This is a genomic window from Geomonas anaerohicana, from assembly GCF_016458305.1.
In the GTDB taxonomy this organism is placed as follows: Bacteria; Desulfobacterota; Desulfuromonadia; order Geobacterales; family Geobacteraceae; genus Geomonas; species Geomonas anaerohicana.
On record NZ_JAEMHL010000004.1, the window covers coordinates 222,381 to 238,944 of the forward strand.

Here is a 16,564-nt window from a genome sequence, read left to right on the forward strand (position 1 = left end):
GAGTGCCAGGATGGAATCGGGGGTGTTGCGGAAGGGGATGAGAATGCTGTTGCGTGCCGTGCCGGCGGCTGCCCTGGTGCTCGTCATGAGTTCCGGCGGGGACGCCATGGACCGCAGCGAGCTCGCCAAGGTGCTGAAGACCATCCCCCCCAACGGCCCCTTCGCCAGGTTCGGCAACGTCACCATGCGCACCCGCACCAAGCAGGCCGGCATGGAGCCGGTGGTCTTCCCGCACTGGGTGCACCGCAAGAACTACACCTGCCGGGTCTGTCACCTGGAGCTCAACTTCGGCATGAAGCGCGGCGACACCGGTATCACGCGCGCCCAGTACACCAGGGGGAAATATTGCGGTGTCTGCCACAACGGCACCGTCGCCTTCGGTGTGCAGGCGGCGGACAAGCAGTGCCACCGCTGCCACATGGAGAGTACCAAGGAGCTCGACAAGCGCTTCGAGGAGTTCGCCGAGGGGCTCCCCATGTCAAGCTTCGGCAACGGCATCGACTGGGCCGCCGCCTACCGCGACGGGAGCATCCGTCCCACCAACTCCATCGGCCCCGAAATCACCATTCCCTTCCCCGAGAAGCTGAAGCAGCCGCTCAAGCTGGGCACCGCCTCGCCCAGGAGCGACGTGAGCTTCTCCCACCAGGAACATTTCGCCGAGCTGGACTGCTCCAGCTGCCACCCCGACATCTTCAACATCAAGGTGAAGTCGACCACCGCCTTCACCATGGACACCAACATCTACGGCAACTTCTGCGGCGCCTGCCACATGCTGGTCGCATTCCCCATGAACGACTGCAAACGCTGCCACAAAGGGATGAGCAACAGCTTCGCAATGTAGTTCGCCCCTTCCCGCTCAGCACCCCACCCAGCTCGCCTGCCGATCGAAGCCGTTCAGCGCCCCCCTGCGCTCCAGGGTGAGCCCGGCGTACTGTTCCATCCCCAGGCACAGCGCCGCGTAGATCCTCGCCGCCGCCAGCACTTCCGGGAAGCTGACCTGCTCTTCCGGGGTATGGGAGATCTCCAGCGCGCCCGGCCCCAGGATGAGCGGCCGGCACCCCGCCGCATGGAAGAGGTTGCCGTCGGAATGGGAGCGGAAGGCCTCGAACTTCAAGGTGAGCCCGAGGCACTGGTAGATATGTTCCAGGATACGGGCCAGCTGGTTGTCGGTGCCCAGGTTGTAGCCGGGGGAGGCGAAGTCGAAGGCGACCGAGAGGTCGAGCCCCGGTACGAACTGCTCCGCCCCGGCGGTGATACGGCGGATGGCCTGCTCAACGGAAGCCGGGTCCCGCTCGGGGGGAAGGTGCAGGTCGATCCACGCCTCGCAGCGGTCCGGCACCACGAACCCCTTCTGCGAGGAGCGCATCTCCCGGATCGAGTAGACGATCTCGGATTCGCCCCGTTTGAACAGGGTGTCCTTGCCCAGGTGCAACAGCACGCGCAGCATGGATTCCACCGCGTTGTGCCCCAGCTCCGGCAGCGACGAGTGGCTGCGCACCCCGCGGGTGACGAAGCCCGCCTCCAGGTAGCCGTAGTGCGCGAAGCAGGCCGAGAGGCCGGTGGGTTCGCCGATCACCGCCCACGGGGCCCGGTTGTCCTGCAAAAAGGCGGCGCTGCCGTCCCCGTTCTCCTCCTCTCCCACCACCAAAAGGAGCCCGACGCTCGGGCGCCGCGCCGGTTTGAGCGCCTGGGCCATGGCGAGCCAGGTCTCCAGCATGGCGGCGCACCCCCCCTTCATGTCCGCGCTCCCCAGGCCGCGGACCATCTCCCCTTCCTCGCGCGCCCCGAATTCCTCCAGGTCCCAGGCGGGGACGGTGTCCACGTGCCCCACCAGGTACAGCTTCGGATCGTCCTCCCCCATGGTGACGCGCAGGTTGTAGCGCTCCTCCTCGACCTCCTGGCGCTGGACGGAAAAGCCGGCGCGGGAGAGGAGGTCCTCCAGGTAGAGCTGGATGTCCTCTTCCTTGCCGGAGGGGGAGTAGATGTCGATCAGGTCGGTGAGTATCCCTTTGAGCCGGACCGGGTCGATGGCGGCCATGACCTCTTCGAGTCGGCCGCTCATGGCTTTTTCACCGCCTTTTTTTTGTGCCGCTTGGAGAGGTTGAGCGTCATGTAGAGATGCTCCTGCACGTTGTCGAAACCGTGCTTCTTGAAGAAACGGATGGCCGGCTCGTTGTCGGCCGAGGTGTCGATGATGATCATGCGTACCCCCTGTTCCTTGAAGCGCCTTTTCAACTCCTTGAAGAGCCGGGCGCCGACCTGCATCTTCTGCAACTCGCGGCGCACCCCGAGCCACACCAGGTAGCCGTACTTCCAGGGCGAGTGATGCTTCTTCACCGTCGTTCCCAGGGCGAAGCCGAGGATGCGCTCCTCGTGTTCGGCCACGATGCACAGTTCGTTGTCGGAGTTGAACAGCGTGGTGATCTCGTACTCGTCCCAGGTGCGGTAGAGGCTTTGTGAGTATTCCGCGGTGAAGACCTCCTCCCCGATGTGGAACACCTCCGGCAGGTCCTCGATGATCATCTGCCGGATGCGGGGAGCCTCCTCCTCGTGCGGGTCGTTTTGCGACATGACCTACCTCGTGAACGGCATATTTGGCTGCTGCTGACATTATAACAGAGATGCGCGGCGGAGGACTGAGACAGCTGTGCTTCCCGCTGACAACGGGGAGGCAAGGTGACGGGATGGTAAGACGTGGGTAGCTTCAAAATCTTCAACGCAAAGGCGCGCAGCCGTAAAGGCGCAAAGGATTGAGATTGGCACCCGTTTTCCCGCTCCGGCCGCAAGGATGTGGTGGAGGCGTATGAGCGCGTAACTTCTGTCGTGACGGTGCTTCTTTGGCTTAACCCGGGCTGCCGTGCTCACAGGCAAAAGCCAGGCTGTCACGGCATCGACAGGCAGGCACGCTGTGCCAGCCGGATATTGTCGGCAAAACGAGAACATCGGAGCCCGGCATGGTAAACTTCATGGATTCGTGATCCGGAAAGGTTAGTAGCCTCACATGTCCCGCCGCAACTTCCTTTGTGAGAGGAGTCCCGGGACCCAGAGAGTAATGCCAGCGAATCTGGAGACGCATGTCTCGAACCCTTGCTACATACCTCCGTCTTGCCCTGAGTCTCGCCTGGCTCTTCTGTCTTGCCGCGCCGAGCCTTGCCGCCGAACCGGTGCAGGTCGAGGTCTCCGGTGTCGAGGGGGACGCGCAGGACAACGTGCGCCGGGCGCTCGAGTTGCCGCACGGCCTGGTGCGCGACGGCAAGGTGGACCGGCTCTGGCTGGAGCGCTTCGCACGGCAGGCGCCGGAAAAGGCGCGGGTGGCCCTGCAGCCGTACGGCTTCTATCGGGCCAAGGCGGCCGCCACGGTGCGGGAAGGGGAGGGGGGCAAGACCCGGGTGGAGGTGGTGGTCGATCCCGGGGAACCGGTGCGCGTGGTCGAGGTCGACCTGAAGCTCGAAGGGGAAGGGGCGCAGCAGAAGGAACTGCGCCGCCTCGCCGCCTCCTTCCCGCTGGCCGAGGGGCAGGTGCTGTTGCAGCCCGACTACGAGCGGGCCAAGAGCGCGCTGCAGGCGCAGGCCCAGACCCTGGGCTACCTGGACGCCGGCTTCCCCCGCCACGAGATCCGTATCGCGCCCGATCTCGCCACCGCCCGCATCCGCCTCACCCTCGATACCGGGGGACGCTATTACTTCGACGGCACCCACATCGAGGGCGGCTCCGACTATCCGGACGTGTACCTGAAGCGGTTCATCGCGTTCAAGGAGGGGGACCCGTTCTCCTACGCCAAGCTCGGCGAGACCCAGCTGAACTTCGCCAATTCCGAGCGCTTCCGGCAGGTGGTGGTGACCCCGCAGCGTGAGGAGGCCAAGGAACACAAGGTGCCGGTCCTGGTTCGTCTTACCGCGGTGCCGCGGCGCACCCTCCGGCCCGGTGTCGGCTACGGGACCGATACCGGCGGCCGCTTCTCGGTGCACTACCGCGACCTGAACCTCGCCCACGAGGGGAACGATCTCGATATGAGCCTTTACGTGGCGGAGCGCTTGCAGGGGTTTGCCGGGCGCTACACCATGCCCAGCGCGAGCGATCTCAGGAGCTCGACCTCCATCCAGCTCAACCTGCAGCGCGAGACCGTCTCCACCTATCAAAGCCGGCTGGCCGCGGTGGAATTCGACCGCAACTTCGGCCTGGGACGCGGTGAGGTGGCCACCCCGTACCTCAAGATCCAGCAGGAAAACTACAAGGTGGCCAACGTGAACTCCCAGGCCCGGCTGGTGCTGCCGGGATTCCGTTTCTCCAAGGACCGCTTCAACGACCTGGTCCGCCCCACCAGCGGCTACCGCGTTTCGCTCGACCTGCGCGGCGCCCACCAGTACTTCGGCTCGGACACCGGTCTCATTCAGGGCATCGGCAACGCCAGCGTGCTGATCCCCATCCCCGGGCGCCTGACCCTTCACGCCCGCGCCAGCACGGGGTACAGCGTCTTGACCGATCCGCTGGCGGAACTCCCCCCCTCGATCCGCTTCTTCGCCGGCGGCGATCAGAGCGTGCGCGGCTACGCCTACCAGAGCCTGGGTCCCAAGGACGCGGCCGGCAGGGTGGTGGGGGGGAAACACCTGCTGGTGGGGAGCCTGGAGCTGGAGCGGGCCCTGTTCAAAAACTGGGGCGTCTCGATCTTCGACGACATCGGCAACGCCTTCAACAGCTTCGGCAACGTGGACCTGAAGCAGGGGGTGGGGGTGGGCGCCCACTACTACACCCCGGTGGGGGGGCTGAACCTCTACCTGGCCCATCCGCTCGCGCCGGACTCCCCGCCGATCCGCGTTCATTTCACCGTGGGGTTTGAATTTTGAAGCGGCTGGCACTCTACATAGGGCTCCCCCTGCTGGGGCTGGTGGTCGTCCCGGCCGCCGGGCTCTTCTGGCTGCTGGACACCAGCTCGGGCGCCCGTTTCGCCGTCACCACGCTGGTGGGGCTGTCGGGCGCCAAGGTATCCATGCGCCAGGTCGAGGGGCGGCTTTGGGACCGGGTGCGGCTGACCGGCGTGCGCCTGGACCGTCCCAAGATGGTGCTGCAGCTCGAGCGCCTGGATCTCTCCTGGGAGCCCGTTCGCCTCCTGCACGGCAAGCTCCTGGTGCACGACCTCTCCCTGACCGCGCTGCGCATCCAGGACGATACCCCGCTGGTCGCCAAGGCCCCGGAACTGCGCTGGCCGCAGGTGAGCGAAAAGCTGCGCCGCCTGGAGGCGCGGGTGGAGCACTTCAGCCTGAAGGGGATGAGCTACCGCCACTTGCAGGCTGACCCCTTCCTGTTGAGCGAGCTGGCGGCGGGGCTCACCTTGCGCGACGGCGTGCTCACCGTCTCCGGCGGGAGCCTCTCCGAGGCCCGGGGCACCGCCTCGATCGAACTCACTGCCGGGCTGTTGCGCCCATCGCTGCGCCTGGACCTGCGCCTCGCCCCCTCGCAGCCGGTCGCCGACCTGGACGCAATCTCGGTGCAGGCGCGCCTCGAGCCGGGGGGGGAGCCCGAGCAACTGGCGGGGCCGATCGCGCTCAACGGCAGCCGCCGCGGCAAGGGGCGCCTGGAACTCACCAGCGAACTGGGCATCACCCGGACCGGTTTCAACTTCCGCCGTTTCCGGCTGCTGCGCCCCGACCGCCCGGGGCTTCTCACCGGCAACGGCAGCATGACCCTCACCAAGGACGAACCGCTCCTCGCGCTCGCCCTGCACGCGGACCACCTCGACCTGGAGCGCGAGCTCAAGCACCCCGCTCTCCTCAACGGCGACCTCACCTTCTCCGGGAGCCCGGCCCGCTACCTGGGCACCTTCAACCTCACCAACAAGGGGCCGGGGTGGGAGAGCATGGGGCTAGCCGCGCGTTACCGCGGCGACGAGAAGGGGATGCGCCTGGACCCGCTCTCCGGCACGTGGCTCAAGGGGAGCGTGCGCGGCGCGCTCGACGTGGACTGGAGCCGGGGCTGGCGGGTGAGCGGGAAACTCTCGGGCCGGGGGCTGGACCCGGAAGCGCTGGCCGCGGAGTACCAAGGGGTGGTGAACCTCGACCTTTCCGGTGTGGTGGGGCAAGAGGACGGCGGGCCGGTACGGGGCAACGTTCAGGCGCGGCTTTTGGAGAGCAGGCTCAAGGGGCACGACCTGACCGGCGAGGTTGAGGGTAGTTTTGCCGGGGCGAAGCTCGCGGTCAAGCGCCTGCTGCTGGCGGGGAAAGGATTCCGGTTCCGCGGGCACGGCGAGCCCGACCGGCGCTTCGACTTCGCCGCCGACGTGAGCGAGCTCTCCGGGCTGGTCCCGGGGAGCGCCGGTGCCGTTACCGCGGACGGCTGGCTGCGCTGGCGCGAAGGGATGCTCTCCGGTGCGGCCGCCGCCAAGGGGCACGACCTGGCCGTAGGCGGCGTCCGCGCCGGCACGGTCGACCTGCGGGCAAGCCTCGGGGAGGGAACGGATTTCCCAGTCTCCCTGCGCGGGACGGCGAGCGCGGTGCGGGCCGGCCAGCTCGCGGTGGATGCCGCCTCCTTTGCGCTCTCCGGCACCGAGCAGCGGCACACCCTGGCGGCACAGCTTACCTCCAGTGTCGCCAAGGTCGATCTCGCCGCCTCCGGCGGTTACGCCGACGGCGTCTGGCGCGGCGAACTCTCCCGCTTCTCAGGCACCGACGGCGTGGCCCCCTTCGCACTCGCCGCGCCGGCACGCCTCACCATCGGGCAGGGGCGCTTCAGCACCACGCCGCTGGTCATCGACGGTGCCCCCGGCGAGCGTCTGGAACTGGCCGGGCACCTGGAGCGCGACCGCTCGGGCGCCTTTACCGGGAACTGGAGCGGGCTCAACCTGGCCCGCGCCGATGTCTGGCTTCCCAAGGGGGATCTCTCCGGCGCCTCTTCCGGCAGCTTCGACCTGCGCCTTGCCCCCGGGGGGCGGGCCACCGTCACCGCCCGTGCCGAGGCGAGCGGGGCCGTGGTCGCCGACGGCAAACGGGTGGGGCTGGAGCGCTTTCAGGCCACGCTGCAGGGAGGTGCACAGGGCGTCGACGCCGCGGTCGATCTCGCCCTGGAAAAGGGAGCAGGGAGCGCCCGCCTCGCTTTCCATTCCGACGAGCCCGCCCGCCCAGCCGTCCCCGCGCGCGGCGACCTCACCCTCACCTGGACCGACCTGGACCTGGCGCTGTTACGCCCCTACCTCTCGCCCGACCTGGCCCTGGAGGGGAGACTCGCCGGGGAGGTGCAGGGGCGCCTGCTGCCGGGGCGGCGCATGGACGTAAGCGGCAACACCGCCCTGTCCGGCGGGCGGGTACTGTGGCGGGCCAAGGGGGACGAGTTCGACGCCTCCATCGACCGGGCCCAACTCTCCTTCGAGCGGCGCGATACCGGGAAACGGGGCGGCGCGCTGGTGCTGCACGGCAGCGCCGATGCCACCGGGGCCTACCGCTCCCAGGGCGAAAAGGTGATCGGCAGCCAGTTCACCCTGCGCGTCGACGCCGACGGCAAAGGGACCCGTGCCGCCGCCGATCTCTGGCTCGACACCGGCGGCAGCCTCCAGGCCGCTCTCGCCTCCGACTCCCCCGCCGGGAGCGCCCTCCCCGAGACCGGGGACTTCAGCGTTCAGTGGAGCGACATCAAGCCTGCCCTTTTGCGCCCGTGGCTTCCGGGTACGGTGAACATCCAGGGGGAACTGCACGGCAGCGCCAAGGGGAGGCTCCTCCCCGGCAAGCGCCTGGAAGCTGCAGGCGAGGCGGGCTTCTCGCAGGGGAGCGCCCAGTGGCAGGGGAGTACCGGCGCGGCGAGCGCCGCCATCCGCTCGGCCCTGCTCAACTTCGCCTGGCGCGGCGAGACCCTGACCGGCAACCTCGACCTCTCCCTCGCCGACTACGGCCAGGCCAAAGGCGATTTCCTCCTCCCCATCCCGGCCCGGCTGCCGGTGACTCCCAACCCGGCTGGCGCGGTCGAGGGGAGCCTGTCCGGCACGCTGCAGGAACACGGCTTCCTCAACACCTTCTTCCCAGGGCTGGTGCAGGAGACCCGCGGCACACTCAGCGTCGACCTGAAGGCGGGGGGGACCTGGGGCGATCCCACCGTGACCGGGACGCTGCAACTCGCCGATGCCGGCGCCTATCTCCCCAGCGCGGGGATCACGCTTACCGGCGTGGAACTCCTGGCGCGTCTGGAAGGCGACGAGATGCGCATCGAACGACTCCGGGCGCTCTCCGGCGGCGGCGAACTGGTCGGCAATCTGCTGATGCGGCTCAAGGGGTGGCAGGTGCAGGATTACAAGGGCACCCTGAGCGGGCAGCGTTTCCAGACCGTGTACCTGCCGGAACTGACCATGTACACCTCGCCTCAGCTCACCATCGCCGGCGACGCCAAGAAGGCCACCATCGACGGTGAGATCGGCATCCCCGAGATGCTCATCTCCGGCTCACCGGCCCAACACGTGGTCGCCCCCAGCGAGGACGTGGTTTTCGAGGGGGCTCCCCCCAAGGGCAAGGAGACCGCCATCCCGCTGCTCGTGGAGGGGAAGGTGAAGGTGGTGCTCGGGGATAAGGTGCGGGTGGAGGCATCCGGCATCGACGCCCAGCTGGGCGGCAGCATGGACCTGGTGCTGAACGGGATCGACAAGATCGAGAGCTCCGGGGAGATCAAGGTCATCAAGGGGCGCTACCGCGCCTACGGCATGAACCTGGAGATCGTGCGCGGGCGGATTTACTACGTGAACGACCCGGTGACCCGTCCCACCCTCGACGTGCTGGCGCTGCGCACCGTGGGGGACGTCAAGGCGGGGGTGACGGTGGGGGGCTTCCTGAACGCGCCGGTGGTGAAGCTCTACTCCGAGCCCACCATGCCCGAGGTGGACATCCTCGCCTACATGGTGCTCGGGCACCCCATGGGGACCAGCAACGAGCAGGGGGGCGCGCTCGCCACCGCGGCTGCCGGTCTCTTCTCTTTCGGCAAATCCGAATCGTTGCAGGACCAGATCAAGGACCGGCTCGGCCTGAGTACCTTGGGATTGGAGCAGGTCGACACCACGACCACCGGCCGCATGGGCTACAAGGAGATCGCCACCACCCCGACCGGCGCCATTTCCGCCAAGACCCCCACCGCCGGCGAGTCCGTCTTCTCGGTCGGCAAGTACCTGACCCCCGAACTCTATCTCAGCTACGGCCGGTCGCTCATCACCGGGCAGAACCTGTTCCGGCTGCGCTACGACATCTTCAAGCGCATGCAGATCGAGACCCAGAGCGGTTCCGAATCCGGCGTCGACGTCTATTACAAGCTGGAGTTCAGGTGATCGAGCGGCCACCCTTCGTCTTCCATTAACGGTTGACGCACGTGATTGTTGTAATTACAATGTAGCCACAAAGGTGGAGGGCAGCTATGAGGACGAATATCATCCGTATAGGGAATTCCCAGGGAATCCGCATTCCGAAGGTTCTGCTGGAGCAAAGTCGTGTCGGGACGGAAGTGGACGTGGAAGTAGAAAACGGCATGATTGTGATACGATCTGCATCCCGTCCGCGGGATGGATGGACAGAAAAGTTCCGGCTTATGGCTGAACAGGGTGATGATAAGCTGGTGGACGAAGGTGTCCAGACCGAGTGGGACAAGGACGAGTGGGAATGGTAGCCAAGCGCTTCGAGGTTTATCTAGTCAACCTGGATCCGACGGTGGGGAGAGAGATTCGTAAATCCAGGCCCTGCCTTATCATCTCCCCCGACGAAATGAACAAATACCTGGCAACCGTGATCGTCGCCCCGATGACGACTAAGGGGAGGGACTATCCGACGCGGGTACCGTGTTCGTTTCGCGGCAAGGACGGACAAGTGGTTCTTGATCAGATCAGGACGATCGACAAATCACGACTGGTCGAAAAGCAGGGGCGGTTGGCAAAGGACGCACAGGAGCAGGTTTTGGCCATCCTTTCCGATATGTTCGCCCCCTAACCCCCGCGACGACTGCTTCGTCATTAGGACTCAGCCCCTCTGCAGCACTGCCCCGAGATAAAGTAGCCTGTCCCCCTCTTATTCCACAGCGTGAGCATAGCTGCATATCTGATTCGATGGTTGCGACGTTACTTCGTAAAGGTGTAGGTAACTTCATTCGATGAGCCGAACGCAGCATTAGAGATATAAACCGTCAAGGTATAGGTTCCGGCGGCAAAGCCGGCGTAGCTTTCCGAGAAGGTCAGAACACCGCTACGTTGTCCTGGTGCGTCTACTCCAGGTTGTTCTCGAAAGACTTCAATCCCCTGTGTGTTGGTGAAGTAGGCTGTGCGGGCTACAACGTCGTCGACAGGAGCATTAAAGCCGAGGGTGACATCGATTTTCTGTCCGACGGTGTCGTTGACGAAGGTCGAGGAGGTAATGGCCGGATGGGTTTTCGGCTGCGGAACTATGGATATATCATCCATTCCGCAACCCGTGACCAGCGTCATCATCAGGAATAAACATGAGTAAAATGCCTTCTTCATCCTGAATTAACCTCCATTGCTGTCCCCTTTTCCTATTCTGCATAGAGGGACAGGCACCTAACGGAGCCAGTCCCTTCGGTCGCTACTTCTTGGCGAGGTAGCGGTTCTTCACGTTGTAGCTCACCATCCACTCGGCCATGTTGCGCTTGGGGAGGGTCTTCAGCAGTTCGGCGCTGATGGCGTCGGCATCGCTGGTCTGGGCCGCCAACTCGGTGGCCTTCTTGTCGAAGAGCTGGATGTACTCCTTCATGTCCCTCAGGTCCTTCTTCCCGGAAAGGGGACCGTGACCGGGGACCACCTTGTCGACGTCCATGGCCAGCAGCCCGTCTATGGTCCGGATCCAGCCGGTGAAGTCGCCGTCAGCCAGGAAGGGGTGGAAGTCGGTAAAGAGGATGTCGCCGGCAAAGAGGATCTTCTCCGCAGGGAGGTAGACCACCAGGCTCCCCGCGGTGTGGGAGGGAGCGGTGCGGATCAGGCGCACTTCCTCGCCACCCAGATCGAGCAGCATTTCGTTGCTGAAGGCGAGGGTGGGTACGGCGATCTCGGTGCCGGCCATGTCCTCGGGCTTCAGGCCGTAGTTGGCAGCCCTTTGCAAAAGTCCGGCGCCGTTGGCGGCGAGATAGTTGCGGTCGGCCTCGTGGGAGATGACGGTCGCGCCGAGCTTCGCAAAAACGCAGTTCCCCAGCGCATGGTCCAGGTGGGTGTGGGTGTTCACCACGTACCTGATCGGCTTATTGGTCACCTTGCGGATGTCGGCCAGGAAGCGCTGTCCTTCCTTGGCGGAGATCAGGGTATCGACGACCAGCACGCCCTCCTTGCCGATGACGATACCGGCGTTGGCGGCGAAGCTGTGCCCCGGGGAGGCGTCGTTGCTCCCTACGTAGGAGTAGACGTTGTCGGCGAGCCTGGTGAGCTCGGCGCAGGCCGCCTGCGCCAGTAGCAGGGTCAAAGTCAGGGCGAGTACTGTCTGTACGGCGCATTTCCTCATTGCATTCTCCTTTTTCAGAAAGTGATGGTTTCGGAGTTGTAGCTGCCGGTCAGTTCGATGTCGGGGAGGTTGTGGTAGACCTCGGCGACGGTTTGGTGCGTGGTGAGGGCCCGGACTACCATCGGCAGCGGCTCGGGCCAGATCTCGGGAAGGTCGGCTTCCAGCCGATCGCTGATGGAGAAGGCAAGACGTTCGTCGGGGGGCGCGAACTGCGCGTCGATGCCGGGCTTGTTGCCGCGGGGATCGACCCTGTACCAGCCGTGGTCCGGCAGCCAGATGGCGTTCAGGCCGTGCAGGCAGTACGGCGGACCGCCGTCGTGCAGGGACAGGCGCTGGTAGCACAACCCGGCAGGGATGCCGTTGGCACGCAAGAGTGCGGCCAGCAGGTGGCTCTTGGCATAGCAGTAGCCGGTGCCGTGCTCGAGGACCTCGGAGGCGCGGCAGGTGACCGGGTTCAACTTGTAATCCCAGCTGTGTTTGATCTGGTCGCGGACGAACTCGAAACAGCGTCGTGCAACGACCGTCTTGTTCTGATCACCGCCCGACAGACTCTGTGCCTTCTCGAATACGGCCGGATGCCGCCAGTCAATATACTCCGTTGCCTCCAGGTACTGTTCCATGCTCTACCCTTCCTGTCTTTAGCTGTTACTGATCCTTCCTGACCAGACTGAACATGGTATCACGGTATAGATAAGAGAAAAGTACTGCCAGCACAAAAGTGACGGCACCGGCAGTGAAAAAGCCGGTGGCGAAGTCCGCTGCTTTGATGACCATGCCCATGGTGGCTGAACTGAGCATCATGCCGAGGTAGATACAGCTGTTGTACAGCCCCAGCCCGAGGCCGCGCTGCTTGGGAGGCATCACGACCACCACCAGGGCGCTCAGCGCGGTGAACCCGATCCCCATGCCTGCCCCGAGGACGCAGGCGCAGGCGAGCAGCGTCGCCATACCCTGGGCGAGGCCCACGGCGCCCACGGCATGTGCGCAGAGCACGAGGCCGATGCCGGACATGAGTCCCCGGTCCACCCGGTCGCTCAGGTGCCCGAACGGGATGCGCAGCAGGACATTCACCAGGGCCTGCGCGGCGAAGATGACACCGATCTGCCCGACGTTGAGACCGAGGGCGCGGGCGTGCAGGGGGAGAAACGAGATGAACATGCCGAACCCGAAGCAGCCCCCGAGCGTGCCCACCAGCGCCGCCATCAGCCGCCGGTTGGAGAGGATGCCGGCGGGGACCTCATCGGCGTGCTCGTCGTGGGGCTGCTCCTCCGTGCGGGGGAGGAAGGAGAGCACGGCGAGCAGGGCGGCCACGATCAGGCCGCCGGAGACGAAGAAGACTTCCCTGACCCCGAGCGCCTTACCGAACCAGCCGCCGCTGGCTGGGCCGAAGGTCATGGCGAGGTAGACCGCCGTGGTGTACCAGCTGTAGGCGCGCCCGACGTGGGAGCGCGGCACGACCCGGGCCACCGACGACATCATGGTGGGGGTGAAGGCGGAAAGCCCCATGCCGAAGACGAGGTAGACGGCGCCCAGGAGCAGCGGCGTGTAGCAGAAGGGGATCAATAGGGAGGCGCAGCTCATCAGGGCGAGGCCGGCGATGAGGACGGGCCTGATGCCGATGCGGTCCGAGAGGAGCCCGGACGGGACGGCGAGGATGCCGGCGGAGAGCATGAAGGCGGCGTTGATGAGCCCGATCTGGGCTGTGCCGGCGCCGATGCTGCTGGCCAATAGCGGCAGCACCGGGATGCGCATGTACGCCCCGAGGAAACAGATGAAGCCGATGACGCAGCAGGCCAGCACCTGTATGCTCTGGCGGTGATTGGGGGGGCGGAACTGCCCGTTAAGGTTGCTGTCGTGGTTGGTGTCGCTCATGGTCCGGCCAAGCTAGCCGCAACGGCGAGCGCTGTCAATATTAAAGCTGGTTTCCGCGCGAGGCAGACGAGGCAGGACGCCTCCATCGTCGTAGGTCACATTCCCTCTCCCGGAGGGAGAGGGGAAGGGTGGGGGTAACTGCTCGACTACCGTTACAGCTCGATCTCTTCGATCTTGCGGAACAGCCGGCCGCCGCTTTCCTCGATGAAATGGAGCACCTGCAGGTTAAGCGGCACACCGGGGAAGTCGCCGCAGTCCCTGAAGTCGGTGCGCAGGCCGTAGCACCTTTTCCCGATCCCGGCGCCGTAGCCCAACTCCGCCACTGTGCCGCTGTCCGGCTCGGTGCCGTCCAGGACCGCCAGCACCAGGTCGCTTCCCTTCAGTCCCCGCGCGTTGACCGCGCCCGTGAACCGTGCCGCCTCCTGGATCGCCCGCGCCCGCTCGGCGCCGTCCTCGATGGACATGGCCTCTTCGATCCGCTGCGCCACTTCCTCCTGCTCCCAGGGATCGAAGACGCTGCAGCCCAGGCGGCCCAGGCGTTCCTTGATCCGCTCGCGGTACGGGTTGTTCTCGCGGCTGAATCCCAGGGGGGAGGCGAGGTAGACGGTCGCTCTTTTCTCGGTCATGGCAATCTCCGTCCGCGCGGCAGCGCCGGCGTAACTTCGGGTGATGTGGGCAAGGGCAGGGAGAATATAGGTCCAGACGTGGATGATGTAAATGAAAAAGGGCCCCCGGCATGACACCGGGGGCCATATTCCGTCGCAAGGGACCCGGCGCGACGGAAGGAGGACGTTGCACCTGCCTGGCTCTTTACTGGGGCGAGAGCCCCACCTGGATCGTTCCGCGCTCCAGGCTGACCAGGAAGGCGACTTTCTTGTACTGCACCTTGCATTCTCCGGGGGAGGGGACCCGCGACCAGGCGCTCTTGTCGTTCAAAAGGGCGCGCAGTTCCTCGCTGTCCGTCTGCACCGAAAAATCGGGGTGCGCGCCGTCGTCGTAGCTCGCGGTGATGCGGACCTTGGCGCCGACGAGCCGCTCCCGCTCGGCGGCGGCGAGTTTCCCTTCCAGCACCTGGCGCATGGCGAGCCCGGCGACCTGGAGGTAGCGGCGCGTGTTGTACATCATCTCCTGCGCGTGCCAGGCCCCGGCGAAGGCACGGCTGATTTCCGGTGCGATTTGTGCCTGCTGCGGCTGTACCTCGCTGACCGCAGCCTCGGCTGCTTGAACCTGCGCCGGTTCCGGCTTTGCCTCGACAGTTTCGGCCGCGTCTTCCTGCAGGCCGGCCGGCTCTTCGGGCTCTTCGCCCCGCGCTACCGGAGTCGCAGTGGGCGCGGCAGCATCGATGTTCGCCAGGTCGACGTAGAGCACGGGCGGCCTGACTGCCGGCTTTGCCTCGCTGTAGCACCAGACGGCTGCGCCGAGCGCCAGGTGCAGCAGCGCCGATATGAGCAGAGGGGTAGATTTCATGGTCGCACCCGAGCGGCGCCCTTCCCCGCGGAGGAGGGAAGGGCGCCGCATCCCTAGTTGGCGTTGGGCTGCAGCATCAGCTTGATGATGGCCTTCTTCTCGGCGGAGCTTGCCGAGGTGCCGCCGGCCTTGGTGGCGACGAACTTACCCTCGATGACGCCGAGCCGGGTCATGAAGCCGGAAGCCGCCTGCATGCGCTGTTCCTGGGTGGGCTGGTTGTTGTTGTCCCAGATGGAACTCCTGGCCATGTCCACGATGTTCACGTCCTGCTGGATGGCGAGGTAGGCGTTGAAGGCCGTGGACGGGGTGTCGAAGGTGCTGCGCTGCGAGGTCCAGGTGCCGCCGTGACCGGTGCAGCTCTGCTGGTCCCAGTACTGGGTATTGGAGCAGGAGCCGAGCCATTGCTGCATCATGGGCGGAATCGGCGTGGTGTCCCGGGTGTAGCTGATGCTGCCGCCGCCCTGGATCAGGTTCAGCATCCAGTTCACCATGACCACCTGCTGGATGGGCCAGTTGACCTGGGTCTGCGGCCCGATGTAGTTGGTCCCGAAGTCGGGCGGGAGCATGATGCCGGGGAAGGCGGTCATGATGGTCGCCTTCAGCGCCGCGATGTCGCCGTTACTGGAGGCGATGGCGTTCTGGAAGGTGGTCCAGGCGTTCTGGAAGATGGTGTTGATCGCCTGCTGTATCGTCTGGGCATCGGTGCCGGGATGGGCCGCCACGTAGCCGGCGGGATCGCGGAAGAAGTCGCCGTAGGTTGCGTCCACGGTCGCGGTCGAAGCCGCCATCTGCTGTGCGGCAGCGATGAAGGTGGCGACCTGGGTGCCGCTGGCCTGCAGCGTGTTGAGGGCGTTGGTGTAGTCGGTCACCATCTTCACCATGCTGATCTTGCGGTTGAAGGTGGACATGGACTGGTCGATGGAGTCCCTGAGGTTCGTGGAGATCCCGCCGGGGCCGTTGAAGAGGCCGGTGGCATCGGCGGCGGCCCCGGCCGCCTCGTGCGCGTTGGTGATCTGTTCCAGCTCCACGTCGGCGCAGGCCGCCGCGTTCATGAAGACGTCGGCCATGAGGCCGCCGGCCTTCTGGGTCTCGCTGGTCTCGGTGGCGGTGCTGCCGCTTTGCACGGCGGCATAGTACCCCTTGGTGAAGTCGCGCAGGGTGGACTTGGTGCTGTCCGGGTTGTAGATGAGACACCCCTTGAGGGCGGCGAGCTTGGCGTCGGTGACCCCGTTGGCCAAAAGGTATGACTCGAAGCCGCCCTGGCCCTTGATGGCGCCCTGTCCCAGGGCAGCAAGCTTGAGCAGGTCGCCCGCCTGCATGTCGGGGGAGCGCAGCAGCGTCAGCAGGTAGGCGGCCAGGATGGGATCGTCGGTGCCGGCAAGTTCCGCCGCCTTCAGGAAGGTGGCGGCCTGCACGGTGGCCAGGTCGTTGATGCCGAGCTGGTTCACGTCGCCGTCGGGAGGCGCGGGAGCGACACCCTGGCGCACGATGGCGCCTCCGGCATCCTTGATGGTAAAGGCGATGAAGTTGACATCGGCGTTGGTGGGGAGGGTGGTCAGGGTGAAGGTGAGTTTCCCGTCCGCGTCCGTAGCCGCCGGTTTGGTCTCGATGGTGGCCAACGTGCCGTCGCTTTTGAGCTTGCTGGTGGTGATGGTGTAGTTGCTGTTGGCGGTGAGGGCAAAACAGGTGCCGGCCCCGAAGCTGAGCAGGGTGGCGGCGGCAAGTATGGAGCTGGAAATTTTTTTCATGGGTCGATCTCCTTTGTAGGT

14 protein-coding genes are annotated in these 16,564 nt (G+C 65.6%); 5 read left to right on the plus strand and 9 right to left on the minus strand.

Features of this window, described 5'->3' with window-relative positions; all coding sequences use genetic code 11:
* The first annotated feature begins 37 nt into the window (after positions 1-37).
* On the plus strand, positions 38-841 hold the full coding sequence (locus tag JFN91_RS10095) for a c(7)-type cytochrome triheme domain-containing protein (protein WP_236015078.1): 804 nt from the start codon (positions 38-40) through the stop codon (positions 839-841).
* 15 nt (positions 842-856) lie between these two features.
* On the opposite strand, the gene JFN91_RS10100 is transcribed toward JFN91_RS10095, so the two are convergent.
* Positions 857-2,062 (minus strand): M20 family metallopeptidase, encoded by a 1,206-nt coding sequence (locus JFN91_RS10100; RefSeq protein WP_199389082.1) that lies wholly within the window; start codon positions 2,060-2,062, stop codon positions 857-859.
* A complete protein-coding gene (locus JFN91_RS10105; protein WP_199389083.1) occupies positions 2,059-2,571 on the minus strand; it encodes a GNAT family N-acetyltransferase in 513 nt (170 codons plus the stop codon). The genes JFN91_RS10100 and JFN91_RS10105 overlap by 4 nt, the downstream gene beginning before the upstream one ends.
* A gap of 503 nt (positions 2,572-3,074) precedes the next feature.
* On the opposite strand from JFN91_RS10105, the gene JFN91_RS10110 reads away from it, so the two are divergent.
* The 4 genes from JFN91_RS10110 (at position 3,075) to JFN91_RS10125 (ending at position 9,941) form a co-directional block, all read left to right on the plus strand.
* Positions 3,075-4,844: an autotransporter assembly complex protein TamA gene (locus tag JFN91_RS10110; RefSeq protein ID WP_199389084.1), complete on the plus strand. Its 1,770-nt coding sequence runs from the start codon at positions 3,075-3,077 to the stop codon at positions 4,842-4,844.
* Positions 4,841-9,289: a translocation/assembly module TamB domain-containing protein gene (locus JFN91_RS10115; RefSeq protein WP_199389085.1), complete on the plus strand. Its 4,449-nt coding sequence runs from the start codon at positions 4,841-4,843 to the stop codon at positions 9,287-9,289. The genes JFN91_RS10110 and JFN91_RS10115 overlap by 4 nt, the downstream gene beginning before the upstream one ends.
* Positions 9,290-9,375: 86 nt before the next feature.
* On the plus strand, positions 9,376-9,624 hold the full coding sequence (locus JFN91_RS10120; RefSeq protein ID WP_199389086.1) for an AbrB/MazE/SpoVT family DNA-binding domain-containing protein: 249 nt from the start codon (positions 9,376-9,378) through the stop codon (positions 9,622-9,624).
* Positions 9,618-9,941, plus strand: a complete 324-nt coding sequence (locus tag JFN91_RS10125) for a type II toxin-antitoxin system PemK/MazF family toxin (protein ID WP_199389087.1) — start codon at positions 9,618-9,620, stop codon at positions 9,939-9,941. Before JFN91_RS10120 ends, JFN91_RS10125 begins: the two co-directional genes overlap by 7 nt.
* Before the next feature lie 128 nt (positions 9,942-10,069).
* On the opposite strand, the gene JFN91_RS10130 is transcribed toward JFN91_RS10125, so the two are convergent.
* From JFN91_RS10130 to JFN91_RS10160, 7 genes are all read right to left on the minus strand, one after another.
* Positions 10,070-10,468, minus strand: coding sequence for a hypothetical protein (locus JFN91_RS10130; protein WP_199389088.1), 399 nt, complete (start codon positions 10,466-10,468; stop codon positions 10,070-10,072).
* Between the two features lie 82 nt (positions 10,469-10,550).
* Positions 10,551-11,456, minus strand: coding sequence for an MBL fold metallo-hydrolase (locus tag JFN91_RS10135; RefSeq protein ID WP_199389089.1), 906 nt, complete (start codon positions 11,454-11,456; stop codon positions 10,551-10,553).
* Between the two features lie 14 nt (positions 11,457-11,470).
* Positions 11,471-12,076, minus strand: coding sequence for a transglutaminase-like domain-containing protein (locus JFN91_RS10140; RefSeq protein WP_199389090.1), 606 nt, complete (start codon positions 12,074-12,076; stop codon positions 11,471-11,473).
* A 25-nt stretch (positions 12,077-12,101) separates the two neighbouring features.
* Complete coding sequence (locus JFN91_RS10145) at positions 12,102-13,328, minus strand: MFS transporter (RefSeq protein WP_199389091.1); 1,227 nt, start codon at positions 13,326-13,328, stop codon at positions 12,102-12,104.
* A gap of 152 nt (positions 13,329-13,480) precedes the next feature.
* Positions 13,481-13,954 (minus strand): nucleoside 2-deoxyribosyltransferase, encoded by a 474-nt coding sequence (locus tag JFN91_RS10150; protein WP_199389092.1) that lies wholly within the window; start codon positions 13,952-13,954, stop codon positions 13,481-13,483.
* A gap of 184 nt (positions 13,955-14,138) precedes the next feature.
* Entirely contained in the window at positions 14,139-14,795 is a 657-nt protein-coding gene (locus tag JFN91_RS10155) for a hypothetical protein (RefSeq protein ID WP_199389093.1), read from the minus strand.
* 53 nt (positions 14,796-14,848) lie between these two features.
* Positions 14,849-16,543, minus strand: a complete 1,695-nt coding sequence (locus JFN91_RS10160; RefSeq protein ID WP_199389094.1) for a hypothetical protein — start codon at positions 16,541-16,543, stop codon at positions 14,849-14,851.
* Positions 16,544-16,564 lie beyond the last annotated feature (21 nt).

What these genes read in the sequence shown, in the direction of transcription:
- JFN91_RS10105 (WP_199389083.1), bottom strand. Translation starts at nt 2,571, where the DNA reads ATGTCGCAAAACGACCCGCACGAGGAGGAGGCTCCCCGCATCCGGCAG.
- JFN91_RS10125 (WP_199389087.1), top strand. Translation starts at nt 9,618, where the DNA reads ATGGTAGCCAAGCGCTTCGAGGTTTATCTAGTCAACCTGGATCCGACG.
- JFN91_RS10120 (WP_199389086.1), top strand. Translation starts at nt 9,376, where the DNA reads ATGAGGACGAATATCATCCGTATAGGGAATTCCCAGGGAATCCGCATT.
- JFN91_RS10150 (WP_199389092.1), bottom strand. Translation starts at nt 13,954, where the DNA reads ATGACCGAGAAAAGAGCGACCGTCTACCTCGCCTCCCCCCTGGGATTC.
- JFN91_RS10130 (WP_199389088.1), bottom strand. Translation starts at nt 10,468, where the DNA reads ATGAAGAAGGCATTTTACTCATGTTTATTCCTGATGATGACGCTGGTC.
- JFN91_RS10110 (WP_199389084.1), top strand. Translation starts at nt 3,075, where the DNA reads ATGTCTCGAACCCTTGCTACATACCTCCGTCTTGCCCTGAGTCTCGCC.
- JFN91_RS10160 (WP_199389094.1), bottom strand. Translation starts at nt 16,543, where the DNA reads ATGAAAAAAATTTCCAGCTCCATACTTGCCGCCGCCACCCTGCTCAGC.
- JFN91_RS10140 (WP_199389090.1), bottom strand. Translation starts at nt 12,076, where the DNA reads ATGGAACAGTACCTGGAGGCAACGGAGTATATTGACTGGCGGCATCCG.
- JFN91_RS10155 (WP_199389093.1), bottom strand. Translation starts at nt 14,795, where the DNA reads ATGAAATCTACCCCTCTGCTCATATCGGCGCTGCTGCACCTGGCGCTC.
- JFN91_RS10145 (WP_199389091.1), bottom strand. Translation starts at nt 13,328, where the DNA reads ATGAGCGACACCAACCACGACAGCAACCTTAACGGGCAGTTCCGCCCC.
- JFN91_RS10100 (WP_199389082.1), bottom strand. Translation starts at nt 2,062, where the DNA reads ATGAGCGGCCGACTCGAAGAGGTCATGGCCGCCATCGACCCGGTCCGG.
- JFN91_RS10095 (WP_236015078.1), top strand. Translation starts at nt 38, where the DNA reads ATGAGAATGCTGTTGCGTGCCGTGCCGGCGGCTGCCCTGGTGCTCGTC.
- JFN91_RS10135 (WP_199389089.1), bottom strand. Translation starts at nt 11,456, where the DNA reads ATGAGGAAATGCGCCGTACAGACAGTACTCGCCCTGACTTTGACCCTG.